This window comes from Pseudoalteromonas luteoviolacea CPMOR-1, assembly GCF_001625685.1.
GTDB lineage: Bacteria > Pseudomonadota > Gammaproteobacteria > Enterobacterales > Alteromonadaceae > Pseudoalteromonas > Pseudoalteromonas luteoviolacea_K.
Genome location: NZ_AUYC01000095.1, coordinates 76,888 through 91,942 on the forward strand (window position 1 = coordinate 76,888; position 15,055 = coordinate 91,942).

6 protein-coding genes are annotated in these 15,055 nt (G+C 47.8%); all 6 read right to left on the bottom strand.

Features of this window, described 5'->3' with window-relative positions:
* Window positions 1-150: 150 nt before the first annotated feature.
* Window positions 151-423, bottom strand: coding sequence for a hypothetical protein (locus N473_RS25155; protein WP_063370334.1), 273 nt, complete (start codon window positions 421-423; stop codon window positions 151-153).
* Complete coding sequence (locus N473_RS25160; protein WP_063370335.1) at window positions 423-731, bottom strand: hypothetical protein; 309 nt, start codon at window positions 729-731, stop codon at window positions 423-425. The genes N473_RS25155 and N473_RS25160 overlap by 1 nt, the downstream gene beginning before the upstream one ends.
* On the bottom strand, window positions 715-2,247 hold the full coding sequence (locus N473_RS25165) for a PepSY-associated TM helix domain-containing protein (protein WP_063370336.1): 1,533 nt from the start codon (window positions 2,245-2,247) through the stop codon (window positions 715-717). Before N473_RS25165 ends, N473_RS25160 begins: the two co-directional genes overlap by 17 nt.
* Window positions 2,248-2,428: 181 nt before the next feature.
* On the bottom strand, window positions 2,429-6,241 hold the full coding sequence (locus N473_RS25170; RefSeq protein ID WP_063370337.1) for a non-ribosomal peptide synthetase: 3,813 nt from the start codon (window positions 6,239-6,241) through the stop codon (window positions 2,429-2,431).
* Window positions 6,238-11,817, bottom strand: a complete 5,580-nt coding sequence (locus N473_RS25175) for a non-ribosomal peptide synthetase (protein WP_063370338.1) — start codon at window positions 11,815-11,817, stop codon at window positions 6,238-6,240. Before N473_RS25175 ends, N473_RS25170 begins: the two co-directional genes overlap by 4 nt.
* Window positions 11,818-11,884: 67 nt before the next feature.
* Entirely contained in the window at window positions 11,885-15,052 is a 3,168-nt protein-coding gene (locus N473_RS25180) for a non-ribosomal peptide synthetase (protein ID WP_231099632.1), read from the bottom strand.
* Window positions 15,053-15,055 lie beyond the last annotated feature (3 nt).

Here is a 15,055-nt window from a genome sequence, read left to right on the forward strand (position 1 = left end):
GGGCAGACGAAGCAATACATTAAAAATTTAGCGACTTTACGTCATTTAGAGTGATAAAAATGGCTCTCATTCAATAAGTGCATAAATATCAATTATTTATGCGCGAAAAATATTTATGATTATATTCATATAGTTGATATATCTAAGAATTTATCGCAATACATTTATGCCAAATAACAAAATAAACAGCCCCACCATCGGCATTAAATACTTGGCAGCAAGGATACAATGCGCACGATAATTGACCTGCATTGAAAAGTGAAAAGCCACTCCGGCTATCACGATAATACTCATCAGCTCTGTGACTGTGATCACGGTATGAAAGTCTAAACCAAATAAATCTAAGCTCAGCCATATTCCACCACGTACCAACACCCAGCCGACAAACAGCCCGAGTATGACCCCAACATTTAATACGCGCATTACAATACCCCGCCAAGTGCAGCTAATAAGAGCAACATCAATATCGGCGCTGTACCGCGGTGGTGGCCCATCATCACCACCAAAGGCAGACCGATACTCAGCGCAAAAAACACTAAAAATAATGCGGCAATAAAACCGAGTTGAAAGTAATAAAAAACACTCAGTACCAACACGCTCAGCGCCAACATACGCGATGGCGTCATAAACTCAGAGACCTTTGCTACGCCGGCAAGTTCGCGATAAGGCCAATACTTAGAACTGGCAAATAGCACAAACCCAATTAATACAAAACTAAGCAAGGCGATCATTAGCAGGCTCCAAGTCAATTGTGCGTTTTTTCACTTTGTCTGTGACGCGTACTACAATCGTTGCTAAGCCAAAGCTCAAACCAGACAAAGCAATAAAAGCGATATTCGCGGTAAGTAGATCTTTGCCCACAAAACTATAAATCTCATGCCCTAACAGCAGGCGTATCACATCGATACAAGGTAGAATTAAAAACAACACACCCGCTATCTGCAGTACCATATGGGCAGACTCTTTTACCTGCTTAAAATAGCACGTCAATAAACCGCACCCGAATAAGCTGACAATCACAATTAGCTGATTTGTCAGCACAGTTAATGGCTCTCCCTGACTAAATAGTCGAGTGCAAACCAACAGCAATGCAATTGCAAATAATGCGCCGCAGGTGCCCGCTTCTAAGCATGCGCGCTGCAAGCGAAATAAGACTTGCCCAGCACGTTTAGGTTCTCTAATCGCTAACCAATACAAATTACCAATTAACATGGCTGCAATCGCCATCAGAGCTAAAATAAAGTACAGTAGATGGGAAGACTTACCGAGTAAGTGACCTTCGTGCAGCTGGATCATGATGTTATAAACATCATTCACAGGCGTTCGCTGCGGCTCATATAACAAGTTACCGTGGACATCATAAAAAGCGGTGACAAACTCAAAACTGCGATCAGACTCACCACTCACGCGCAAACGTATCCAAGGTCCAGGATAGATATCAAAACGCGCAATCCGCATATCAGGATATGCCTGTTGATAATCAGTGATCACTTGATTAAGGCGTTCTGTGCTAAGCTTAGCGTCCATATCATAGTTGTCCGGCTTACGAGGAAAGCCCAATTCATCCCAGTAACTTTCGCCACTTTTCTCGGCATATTTATGATATATCGGCGCATTTATCTCATAGCCAACATTAAAATATGCACTGCTCCAACCATACATCAACATAAACAACAGCACACCCAAGCCCAACAACACATGACTGTCTTTAAACACATCACGCGATTTACCTTTCGCGCGATATTGATGGAATTTTTTCACTAAATCACGCCAGCGGATCCAAATGCCACTGATGGTGACCATAATCAAGAAAATACAGGCTAACGCTATGATGTCTGTGCCGATATGCGTCATAAAATTGATATGCCAAAAATACAAAAAGTCTGCCGCAGCTTGCTGTTGTGTGCTGTCTTGACCAAAAAGCTGTTGCGTTTGATTGTTATAAAGCAAGCGGTCGTCATGACCGACGTAAATTTGAAATAAGTGGTGGTGCTCGGGGTCGGTTGTTAAAGTAATGCGCTGCTGCGCAAAATGAGGGATTTGTGCCATCATGTCAGTGACTGCGCTTTGCCATGACATATCACGCTCAACGTGTTGATCTTGATGCCATGCAAACTGCCAGTTTAGCAATTGCCCGCGGAAAAAAAGTAAACTACCACAGACAAAAACAATAGTGAGAATACAGGCGCTGATTGCCCCTAAAACGGAATGCTGTTTGGTTAGCCGGGTTAGCGTTTTTTTATCCATAAACTCCCTCCTGTTTATTTCAGGCTGTCCATTTAAAGTCAGTTTTTGACAGCCAAAACCACACCATTTGGCAGGACGAGAAGCATTGCTAAAAATTTATAAAAATAAGACAAAAAACATAAAAAGGGGCGTTTGTTACCCAAACGCCCCTATAAATCAGCCTGTTTGTCAGTGGCTAGTGTTAGCTAGTTTGCGTCGCAACCGCATTCAATAACTGCGGATGACGGACCACTTCTTGGTGCCCAACATCTAACTGTTCAACCACCATTGACGCGCCATTGCTCGTCAATTGCGCACTGTACACATCAATGTCACAGCTCAAACGCTCTGCTGACCACAAGACATGTGTTGGCAATGTTTCAGGCAGGCTTGGCAAGGTGCATTTCACTGCTCGCAGTGCTTTCAAGCGCTCACTCTTGATAAAAGTATCCGCCAATTGCTGTGCGGTGATCGCATTGTAAGGCAGCGGCAACGCGTCAACAGCAGATTGCCAAAATGCCTGTAGATGCGCGCTTAACGTACCGCTGTCCAGCTCATTATCAGCAAGCAGAGACGTAAAATAACCGTTTATGCGCTGCGCCCACGCCTCACCGCCATTATCCACCACCAGGGTTAAAAATTCGCTGACCGCATCTAACTGAGAAACATTGCGTGCTTGTGCGGTTGGGATCCACGAATCTGCCAAGTACAATTGTGTGACATGCTGCCCAGCAGCCTCCAACAAGGTTGCCACTTTTGCTGCCAATAGACCGCCCATGGACCAGCCCAACAACTCAATAGGCTGCCCAGCAAATTGCGCGATGAGTTTGTTCGCGTAACTTTGCGCCAACGCATCAAAATCATCCACAGCAAGATCGGTACTATTTGGTTCAAGGGCAAATAAGTTGACCTGATCATTCACATGCTCTGCCAATGCTCGATAACTCAGGGATAACCCTAAGCCATCGTGGAAACAAATAACCTCACGATTACCTGCTTTATGGCTATTCAATGGTGTGATCTGCTCAGTTGCCTCTGTGCTGAGCACATCGGCCAATTTAGCAACGCTCGGTGCTTGGAATAACACGCCTAAATCAAAGTGTAGATCTGATGCCTCTCTATCAGCCCAACGCTTAACCAGCTTGATGGCCGCAATGGAGTGCCCACCTAATTGGAAAAATGATGCGCTACGGCTGACTTTATCGAGCTCCAATACTTCTGCAAACACCGCAGCGAGTTTTTCTTCTAACTCCCCTTGCGGCGCTTCATAAGCCAGTGTCTGACTCGCAAATGAAGGTAGCGCCTTGCGGTCGACTTTTCCATTACCCAACCTCGGCCACTGTGCCACCACCATAAAGGCAGAAGGGATCATCGTCTCAGGTAAACTGTGTGACAAGGCACTTTTAAGTGCTTGCGTCGCGTCGCTGTCCAGTGCCCCATCTTCATACTGATTAGCAATCAAATAGGCATTTAGGCGCACTTGTCCATCCACTTTGTCTGCCACCACAAGCGCGTGTTCAATACCCTCAAGCTGCTCAATACAGGCAGCCACTTCACCTAACTCAATCCTAAAGCCACGTACTTTCACTTGGTCGTCTTTACGCCCTAAGATCATCACTGAGTTATCCGGCATGTAGCGAGCGAGATCGCCTGTGGCATAAACGCGCTGAGCCAATTCACTGTGCTCGGTAAACGCGGGATGGTCTGGCTGACCCAAATACCCGTCGCTCAATTGCGCACCAGCGATAAATAGTTCGCCCACTTCACCATAACTACACAGCTGCCCTGCTTGATTAAGCACATATGTATTTGTACCTGCAAAAACCCGACTGAGCTTAGCCACGCCACCGTCGCCTGCCACATAGCGATGACACATCACCCCTATGGTGGCTTCACTTGGTCCATAGTGATTATAAATTTCGCTATGCGGCGCCCACTGCTGCAGTGAACGTAAGAAGGTGTTTGGACACGCCTCACCGCCAAGTACAATTTTTTGCGGGAAATAAGGCAGTGCTTTTAAGTCGCACAGCGCTTGTAAGTGAGAAGGTACGATTTTAATGCAATCAATCTGATATTCAGATAAAAACGCCCCAAACTCTGTGCTGTCCATACTTTGCTTTTCACTGGCAATACACAACCGCTTGCCAAGGTATAACGCATTAAATAAACAGGTATACCCCAAATCTGCTGCCACGGTCGCTGTCAGTGCAAAGTTATTTTGCTCTGACAAACCCAATGCTTCACAGGATGCCGCGCAATAGGCACTCAGCTGTTGCTGGCCGATACGCACGCCCTTTGGCGTGCCCGTCGAGCCAGACGTAAAAATACTGTACGCCAAACTGCTTTCAAGTGACGCAAGTGTTGGCAACACAACATCACTGTCTGCTTGCAATGCCTCCAATGTTACACCTGTTTGCGCTGACTCCGCTATCAGGGTGGCATTATCAAACTGAGCGACAACCTTGTCGATACGTGCCTGCGGCCAGCTTGGGTCTAATGGCACAAAGCCAAAACCCGCTCGCATACTGGCAAGCATCGCCACGATTAAATCTGTGCTCCTTGGCAACAAGAGCAATGTTGGCTGCGTTGAATCAGACTGTCTGGACTTTAGTCCTTTAGCTATGTGCTCAACTTGTTGCCATAACTGGCCATAAGTGAGTGTGCTGTCTGCATCAATAAGTGCTTCAGAATCAGAATCTGTACTGGCAAAGCCCGCGACACGTGCGATCACTGTTTCAGCAGGCATTGCCAATTGGAGACCATTGATAGCCAAAAGCTGTGATTTATGTACATCACTTAATATGCTGATATCTAAAGATTGGGTATGCACCTCTGCAGAGTGAATAACACGTAATACCTGAGTCAGTTGCGCTAGCAAACTACTCACAGCAGCTGCAGAAAAACTGTTTTGGCAGTAATTTAATGTCAATGTGCCTTGCTGAGATACCGCTAGGTTCAGTGCATGATGCTGACTCACCTGCCAATCAGGCTGCGCGCTGTGTAGCGGCAATACGGCATCTGTCGTATTCAGTGCAATATTGAGCTGTGCCAATGAAATACTTTGCGCTACCTGGCGATGATTTTCACACTGCTCGTTTAGCGCACCTAACCAGCTGTGCAAACTCTGCTCCGGCTGATATTCAACAATAAGCGGCAAGCTTTTCGCATATCGGCCCAGTGCGCCTTCAAATGCTTCATCTTCAAGACGGGGATCATAATGCAGTGCAGTCAAAAATCGCGGTGTCGTTGCCAAACGCGCCATCAACCACCACCATGCATATTGCGCAATATTCTGTGCTGAAGTTTCCATTGTCTCTGCAAACTGTTCAACACCTTGCCACAACGCAGCATCAATATCATTTTGAACTTGCGTGTAGCTGCGCTCACCTTCACTGACTGTACCCATATTGTATGGAAGTTGTAATGGTGCCGGGATATCCTCGGTTAAATAGTTCTGCCAGTACACTTGGCCTGCTAGGCCATCTTCGTCATGTAACATCTCTTGCTGCCACGCGACAAAATCAGGAAACTGCAGCGCTTCTTCATCATCCGGTTGACCAGCTATAATAGCAGCGATGAGTTCCAGTGATGATAAGTCCAATGCACCAGCAAAACCGCGCAGTGCCAAATAACTCTGCTCTGGAGTATTGATGTGAGTGAGATGAAGATTGCAGCCCGCATTAGGTGTGATCTCAACGGGAGAAATCACCGCCAGCTGTGACAAACTTGGCACACCAACCTTTGCCCACTCAATGTTATCCACTTTTATTTTGGCATCAAGACTTGGCACAGCACGAAGACCTTTAAAGCCCTCAACTTGCTGATAAGTTGAAGCTAAACTTAAATGCGATTGCACTAGCTCATCAGCATAGCGCTGGATCTCTTGCAAATTGGTTGAGCAAGGCACCAATAACTGTACCAGTGCTGACGTGTTTTCGCCCTCAGTCACAAAGCGCTGCTGGTTTGCTGTCAGTACGACACCTTGTTGATATTCTTCAATATACTCTGTGATCATGCTAGGCACTCCTGCTCTGCTTGCGCTGTATTGGCGTCAGCCAATTGTTGTTGGGATACCATATCACCCATCGCAACAACGATTTTTCTTGGTTCTTCGTAAGGATCGCGGGCATGGGCTGCTAACATGTTATCAAGCATTACCACGTCGCCCTTTTGCCAGGCAAATCGCACCGCGCAGCGCTCATACGCTTCACCGATCAGGGCCATTTCTGCATAGCTGATCGGCGTCCCATCACCAAAAAATACATTGCGTGGTAAATACTCATGGCCAACCATTTCTATCAAGTCTTTTCGCACGCTCTCTTCTAAACAAGACTCGTGATGCAGCTGTACCTGATTAAAGAAAGACGCTTCACCTGTTAGATGGTGCTTGATCACGCCATGGGTTTTAGTACGCGTTTGCAAGCCGCCATTGTCTAGCCAACGGAACTCGGTATTACTGGCAGTCAAACGTGCTTCAACCTCTGCTTTATCGTCAGTTTTGTAAAAGTCCTGCCAAGCAACATCAAGATTCGGAATAAAGTTACGCACATAAAGTAGCTCTTTGGCTTTAATTTTTTCTACCAACTCTTGCGGTAATTCTTTGAGCATACGGCGACAATCCACAATCGGCGTCGCACCACCAACCACAGATGGCAACTCACAGAAGAACCATTGCTTGCGCGGCCACTTATCTAGGTGAGAGCTCTCATTGTGATACAAAATCATCTGACGCTCAGGGTAAGGCGTAGATTTATAGGTTTTTTTGCCGCCTTCTTTTTTCGGTAAGTCACCATACTGGCCGTATAAACCTGGCTGAATTGCATCAGCAAATGACTCAAATTCTTGAGGGGATTGCAGCGCAAAGTTTCTGAAAATAATCCCCCCGTACTGCTTTAAATAACCGTCAATCACATCACGGTTATTGCTTGCCCAGTTAATTGGGTCAAGATCAGGGGACGTCGGCTCTACGAGAATGGGAAACTGCTCAGTGTCTGGTAAAAAATAGGTTTTTATCGGCGCGGCAGGTGCCTTGGTGCGTTTTTTTAGACCTTTCTTTAATCCTGAAAATGAATTTCCGCGGGCGGCTTTTTGCATAGTTTTAAATTCCTGAATCATTGGCGAAATTACATTGCGAACAGGCTGTTCGCTCATCTCCATGAGTTGCAATACGCATTGCTGCCAACGCCCCAACCATTGCTGCATGCTCTCTGGGTTGTATAGTTGTTTTCTAAACACCCATTGGCATTGCAACTCATCCGCCTCAATGACGAAAAGCGCACTGTCAAATTTACTGCTAATCGCACTGAGGCTGTCGGCAGGTTCAAGGCTAATATCATCCATCATCCACTGCTGCTGCGGGGTGTTTTGCATGACAAATAACTGCTGTACTAATGGCTGAATATTGTTCACTCTTGGGGCGTCCACTAATTCAGTCAATGACTCCAAGCCCAGCGCTTGATGGGCCATCACTTGCAGTGATAAATCTTGAGTTTGTTTAATAAAATCAATAATTAAAGCATCTTTATCAAGCTGGCTACGCTGTGGTAATACCCGCACAAAAAAGCCAATCAGGGCTTCAAGTGCTGGATTATCACGCCCTGCAAAGTCACTGCCAACCACCACATCTGGTTTCTCGTTGATGGCATGTAAGAACAAGAAATAACCAGATAAGAGCAAGGCATTGAGTGATATTTGTTGCTCACTGGCAAAGGCTTTTAAGCGCTTAGTTTGATCTGCATCAAATGCGCCCACCACCAATCCCCCTTCATTACTTAATTGCGCAGGGCGTGGATAGTGATTTGGCAATGCACTGTTTGCTGGTGCCGCGGCTAAATGGTCGCGCCAATAAGCTCTCAGCGCGTCTCCGGACTCACCACTGAGTAGCGTTTGCTGCCAGCTGGCATAATCCACATAATCGAACTGTAATGGCGACCAGCTTGGTGGCTGATGACTCGCAAGTGCCTGATAGGCCGTAGCCAAATCGCCAATCAATACGCTCATCGACCAGCCATCGGAAATAATATGATGGGTGCTGACCGACAGTTGATACTCGTTTTCTCCAAGCTGAATAAGCATGGCGCGCAGCAGCGGTGCTTTTGTCAAATCAAATGGCTGGTTTTCAAAGTCGCGCTGCAATTGCTGGCTTTGCGCTGTGCGCTCGCCTTCATTTAAACCCGTCAGTACCTCCACCGCCAGTTTAAAATCTAGCTGCTCAATGACTTGCATACTGGCTTCACCTAAGTGCTCAACAAAGCGCATGCGCAACGAGGCATGACGCGCAATCACTAAGTCAAACGCTTGCTGTAGCAGGCCCACATTCAGCGCGCCACGCAGTGTGACCGCACCTGAAATATTAAACGCGTGCTTGTCTTGCGCTTTTACCAGTTGATCGGATAGCCACAAGCTCAGCTGCGCTGGTGCTAATTCATAACTTGGTTGGGTAGAGGCTTTGACCAGCTGAGGTCGCTGATCCTTGTCTACTTTATTTAATAGCGTGGCTAGTGCGGCTACATTGGGTGCATCAAACACATCTTTTACTGTGCAGTTGCACTCGAGTGTCTCACTGATACGACTTGCCAATTGCAGTGCGCTAATGGAGTCGCCCCCCAAGGTAAAGAAATCATCTTCACGGCCAATCGGCGAGGTCTTAAGGACGGTTTGCCAAATATCGGCCAATTGCTGCTCTTGCTCGTTCTCAGGCTCAACATAGTCTTCACTTTGGCCGTCATGTGCTTTTGGCAAAGCATGTCTGTCAATTTTACCTGAGTTATTCAGGGGCAATTTATCCAATACCATGATCACACTTGGCACCATGTAAGGTGGCAATTGCGCTGCTAATTGTGCTTGTAGGGTACTGCTTTCAAGTCCATTTCCTGCCACATAAGCCACCAATCGCGTGCCGGTTGGTAACTCTTCTGCGATTACCACGGCTTCAGTCACAGCAGGCTGTTGATAAAAGTGCGCTTCAATTTCACCTAGCTCAATTCTAAAACCGCGTATTTTCACCTGATGGTCGGTACGTCCCAAATATTCTAACTGGCCTGCACGGTTGTATTTCACCAAGTCTCCAGAGCGATACAAGCGGCTGCCCACTTGGCAGAATGGGTTGGCTATGAAACGCTCTGCACTGAGTTCCGGACGATTTAAATAGCCACGGGCGAGACCATCGCCCGCAATATATAACTCACCGGCAACGCCATTGGGGACCGGATTTAAAGCGCCGTCCAAAACATAAAATTGATTCCCGCGCACGGTTTCACCAAGGTGAATTTGGGGTATCACAACCTGCTGACAAGAAGACCAAATGGTGGTTTCGGTCGGTCCATACATGTTCCAAAGAGTCACTTGCTTTTCGAGTAATTCGGCTGCCAACTCCGAAGGGAGTGCTTCCCCCCCACACAGACCTAACACAGGTTTTTCAATTAAGTTTTGCGCCAGCAAGGCACGCCATCCCGCTGGCGTAGCTTGGATCACAGAAACGTCCGCCAAGATGGCGGTGCTGAGCTGACTTTGCTGCTGAGCAATGCATACCTTCGCCCCCACATACAGCGGCAAATGTAACTCAAGGCCTGAAATATCAAACGACAAGGACGTCAGTGCCAACACCGTATCTTCGCGCTGCAAAGCAAATCTTTCTTGCATGGCCGCTAAAAAGTTACTGAGGTTTTGATGGCTAATGGCCACCCCTTTTGGCTTACCGGTCGAGCCCGAGGTATAAATCACATATGCCAATTGCGCAGGGTGGATCGTGATAGTCGAGGCTGTAGCAGCATAACCTTGCAAAGATAACGTCGCTGTATTGCACTGTTCCACCTCTGTTTCCACTGATGCTGCAAGATTGTGCAGCACCAACTGTGTACCACTGTGCGAGAGAATGTAGTCAATACGTGATTGCGGTAACTTGGGGTCTATAGGGACATAAACGCCACCGGCACGCATTACTGCCAACATGGCCACCAGCATATCCACATCACGTTCATACATCAGTGCGACTTTTTGCTCACTTTGCAAGCCCTCAGCTAATAGATAATTAGCCAATTGCGCACTGCGTGTATCAAGCTGGGTATATGTCAGTGAAGTACCTTGCAAATCAGATGCCGCAATGTGGTTCTGATGCATGGCAAAATTCTGCGTCAACACAGACAAGTAACCCGCAGCTGGCACAACGGGTTCTGCTTTTACTGGCATCGCTTCTGCGACCACATTTCCAAGCGCCGCATCTGGCAAGCTGGTCAGCTTGGAGGCAAATGCCACAAAAGATGCCAACAAGCGCTCCAACACTGACATGTCATAGTATTTTGGATCGCCCTCAAATTGGATCAATAAGGTATCAGCTTGCTCAATCACTTCCAGTGAAAGCGGGAACTTGGCTTCAAACTTGTCGACCACAATGGGCGTCAGTGGCAGTGGCATCGGTCCATCACTGCTGGGCTTGTACTCTGAAAAGTTGTACATGGCTTGGAAATGGCTTTGTTCACCCATTTGCTGCCAGCCAAGCTCTCTAGCCAGCCATTCATATGGGATAAGCTGATGCTCAATCACAGTCAGGGTATGCTGTTGTACCGCGCGGGCAACCTCCACCAAGGTACGCTCGGGCAATGCCTCATTTTTATACAGCTGCGTATTGACAAAAAAGCCAACAATCTCGCTAATATCTGGATGATTTCTGGCAGCCGTCGGCACACCCAATAAAAACTGCTGTGCGTCGCTAAAGCGCGACAACACTATCTGATACAGTGCCATGGTTAACGACGAAACCGTCAGGTTATGTTGCTGAGAAAGCTGTCTGAGAGCACGGGTTTGCTCGGCAGATAACGGCGCTTTTGCCACCACGGCATAGCGCTCATCGCCCGCTTGATCCGCTTTTGGTAGTGCAAGATGTTGAGGCTCAAAGTTCACATAGTCTCGCCAATACAAACACGCTTGTTGTCCCATTTCAGACTCAAGGGCGCTGCGCTGCCACTGGGCATAATCTAAATATCGCAACCCAGTTGGTGAGAGTGGCTCACCAAAATAGGCTCGCACTAAATCTCGTAAAATTAAATTTAAAGACCACCCATCACTGGCAATATGGTGGTTATCTAACAGTAAAATACCGCCTTTACCGTGCGCTATCCAAGCGGCGCGCATTAACGGCGCAGAGCGCAAGTCAAACGGCTGAGCAAACCAATCAGTGACGATATTCGAGCCCAACACATCAACCGCTGCGCACGCCTGCAATGACGTATCTAACGTCAAAATCGACAACGGCACCTGTGCATCTTCAACCAAGTACTGCTTTGGTATATTGTCATTGCTAAAGCGCGTTGCCAGCGCCTGATGGGTATTTACCAAAGCGTTCAGCGCTGCTTGTAGTTTGTCGATGTCCAAAGCCGTCTCAATGTAAAAGGCACGGGGGACATTGTATGAAATCGACTCTGGGGTTAATTGCTGTTGTAACCAGAGCCTTTGCTGTTGAAAAGACAAGTTACCAAACGTGTCTGGGAGTTTCGGGATCTGGTTGTCAGCCTCTGGTTGCTCAGCTAGCAGTTCACCAAGTAATTCAAGGTCCAGTTCATCTGCAAGCACATCAAGAAAATCGTCGTTGTTCATGTGTATCTCGAAAAAAGGAAAAGGGAGTCACCGACTCCCATATACAAAGTTGAATGGATTACGTGTACTAGCTGCCCAAGCCGAGCTTTTGCTGCAGCGCTTTGCGCTGCTCGGGCGATAACGTTGCCAGCTTTAGTTGCGTCATGGCGATTTTTTCTAATTTTTGCGGGTTGCTATGCTGTGCGCTTAACACCGCTGCAAATTTCACTATGGTGGCATTATCAAACACCAAGGTCGGCTCAACATCCATCAGCAGCTGCTGCTTGATGCGCGTCACCAGCTTAATGGCCGCCAGTGAATGGCCACCAAGGTCAAAGAAGCTTGCATCACAACTGACTTTGTCCACTTCAAGAATGTTTGCCAGCGCATCCGCTAACCATGTTTCTAATTGCGAGTTAGGCGCAACGTAGTGATGGGTTTGTAATTTTGCAACGTCTGGCAGCTGGCTGCGATCAACCTTGCCATTCGCCAGCAGTGGCAACTGTTCAAGCGCCACAAAAAACTGTGGCACCATGGCTTCAGGTAGCTGTTCACGCAAACTGGTTTGAAGGGATTGGTTCACATCACCAGTCAATAAGCCCAAGGTTACCTCGCCTTGATAGCTGAATCCTGTCAGATAAGCCACTAACGCGGTTTGACCAGCCACTTTATGGGCGGTGACATAACAACCTACCGAAGTAAGACAGCGGCTCACAGCAGCGGCAACATCATTGGGCTCAACACGGAAACCGCGAATTTGCACCTGATCATCCTTACGGCCAGATAAGCTGATGCTGCCATCAGGCATATATCTGGCGACGTCACCAGTAGGATAAAGGCGTGGTGCCCACGGACTGTCAGTAATAAAGCCGTCATGTTCACCTTTACCAAGATAACCACGGGCCAACTGTGTGCCCGCAATATGCAGCTCACCTTGTTCACCCATGGCACAGAGCGCGCCTTGCTCGTTCAGAATGTAAATCGAGGTACCTGCAAACGCCTTACTCAACTTGGCAACAGTGCCAGCAAAACTGGTTAAGTCATGATATTGGTGAGACAACACCCCGACGGTCGCCTCAGTAGGACCATAGTGATTAAAGACTTCTGTGCTTGGACTCAGTTGATGAATTTTTTGCAGCAAAGTAGGTGCACTCGCCTCTCCACCCAAAATTAACTTTTGCGGCAGTACCTTGGGTTCAGCTTCCAATAACGCTTGCAGATGTGAAGGCACAATTTTCACCACCTCAACCTGATGCGCTGTAACAAATTGCGCAAAGGCCTGCCCTTCTCTGACCACTTGCTCAGGTGCAACGATGAGGCTGCCCCCATTATAAAAAGCGTTAAACAAACAGGTGTTACCAATGTCCGCCGCCACGGTTGAGGTCAAGCCATAGCGCTCAGCCCCCAAGCTGAGTGCCTCACTAGAACCAAAGCAATAATGGGCCAATTGGCCATGCTCAATCACCACGCCTTTGGGGGTGCCCGTCGAGCCTGAAGTAAACAACACATAAGCCGCTTGCTGGGCATTGGGTAATGCAATGCTGTCCACGGTCGTCAGTTGTTCAGCTTCACTGAGTAACGCAGCTAAACCTAACGTATGCTCACTGCTTTGCTCACCAATATGGTACGAGGCGCCCGCCGCAGAGATGATCTGTGCTTGGCGAGCTTCGGGCCACACCGGATCAACAGGGCAATAAGCCGCGCCCAAACGTTGAATGGCTAAAATCACCAAAACTTGCTCAAAACTGCGTGGCAAAGCCACAGTGACGATGTCATTACTGACTACGCCATTATTTTTCAGTACCTGGGCAATGCGCAACAAACGGTTATCTAGCGCTGCGTAATCAAGGCTTTGCTGCCCATCGGTGAGTGCCAATACACTATTTTGCTGCGCAAACTGCGTGATTTTATCAAACAACAAAGGCACATCAGTGGCTGGACGATTGAGTCCCAAATGGCGCTGTTGCTCTTGCTCAGTGGCAATGGACAATGCACCAATTGGCGTATGAAGCTGGCTGTCTAATTGCATCAACAAGTGTTGATATTGCGCAAGCAATACCTGCACAGCATCCGCGCTGTAAGCTCGACTATCATGACGCAGAGTTAATACCGCCTCATCGTCTTGCAGCACACACATCAAATGCAGCTCACTGCCATCATCTAAACGCAGCAGCTGACCCTGCGCCTCACCATGCCATACCTGCATCAGACAGCTCGGCGCAGTGTTTATGCCAAATTCGGCGAGGCCTGCAAAGGACTCAGCCCATTCAACATGCTGCTCACTTTGGAAGTCAAACTGAGTCAACCACGCACTGAGCGTGTGTGTGGGGCTTACTTCAATGGCCAGCGGTAAATGCAATTGATACACACCCAGTGCCCCCTCCAGCTCTTCGCTGATCTGTCTGGCATCGTAGCCAAAACCGGCGACAAAGCTCTTATTTTGACTGATCCTAGCGAGCAATAACCACCACGTCGCCTGCAATATGACATCAGCGTCCAATTCAAGTTGCTCGGCTAAGTTATCAATACGCTGCATTAACGATGAGTCCAAAGTGCACGCCTGACTTTGCTGAGCTTGCCTATCACTGACCTCAGGCGCTTTGCGATAAGGTAAGTGAAAGTGCTTATCAAGCTGCTGTAATTTGCTGCCCACTTGCTGCCAGTAAGCCGCCCCTTGAGCCGCTTCTGGCGCAGAATTTGTCTCTGCCACCCAGGCTAAAAAGTCTGGGTATTGGATCACCTCGTCATCACACTCAGTGCCATGCACTAATCCATCAATATATTCATAAACACTGGCAATATCTAAAGCCAGCGCATTGGCATGGACCAATAAGTACGCTTGTTGCTGAACCTCAAAGTGACTTAATTGAATATTGTGTCCGTGCGCTGCATTTATAGTCACGGGAATAAGCTTAGCCCGTTCCACCGCCGTTAAGTCCGCAGCACTATCGAGTGCTTCACACACAGGTACAGCAGGTTCGGCAGGCATTTGATGGAGCTCGTCTTGCCCCTCAGTTTGCACAAATGCAAACTGCAATATCAGCTGTTGCTGAGCAATGTCTGTCGCTCGCTGGTTTATCACTGACACGCTTAAATCTGACGCGATCGGCACCAATACACTGTGCACTGCAGGTGTACTATTTTCATGTGTTGATAGGTGTTGTTTTTGTTGAACACTCAGGCCAAGGCCCTGCGGATATGCATCAATATATTTTTGCATCATGCCAAATGTCTCTTGCAGTAAAGTTGGAGCCATTTG

Bases quoted from the DNA above. Each gene is read 5' to 3' on its own strand.
- N473_RS25155 (WP_063370334.1), bottom strand. From the start codon at position 423: ATGCGCGTATTAAATGTTGGGGTCATACTCGGGCTGTTTGTCGGCTGG.
- N473_RS25160 (WP_063370335.1), bottom strand. From the start codon at position 731: ATGATCGCCTTGCTTAGTTTTGTATTAATTGGGTTTGTGCTATTTGCC.
- N473_RS25165 (WP_063370336.1), bottom strand. From the start codon at position 2,247: ATGGATAAAAAAACGCTAACCCGGCTAACCAAACAGCATTCCGTTTTA.
- N473_RS25170 (WP_063370337.1), bottom strand. From the start codon at position 6,241: ATGATCACAGAGTATATTGAAGAATATCAACAAGGTGTCGTACTGACA.
- N473_RS25175 (WP_063370338.1), bottom strand. From the start codon at position 11,817: ATGAACAACGACGATTTTCTTGATGTGCTTGCAGATGAACTGGACCTT.
- N473_RS25180 (WP_231099632.1), bottom strand. From the start codon at position 15,052: ATGGCTCCAACTTTACTGCAAGAGACATTTGGCATGATGCAAAAATAT.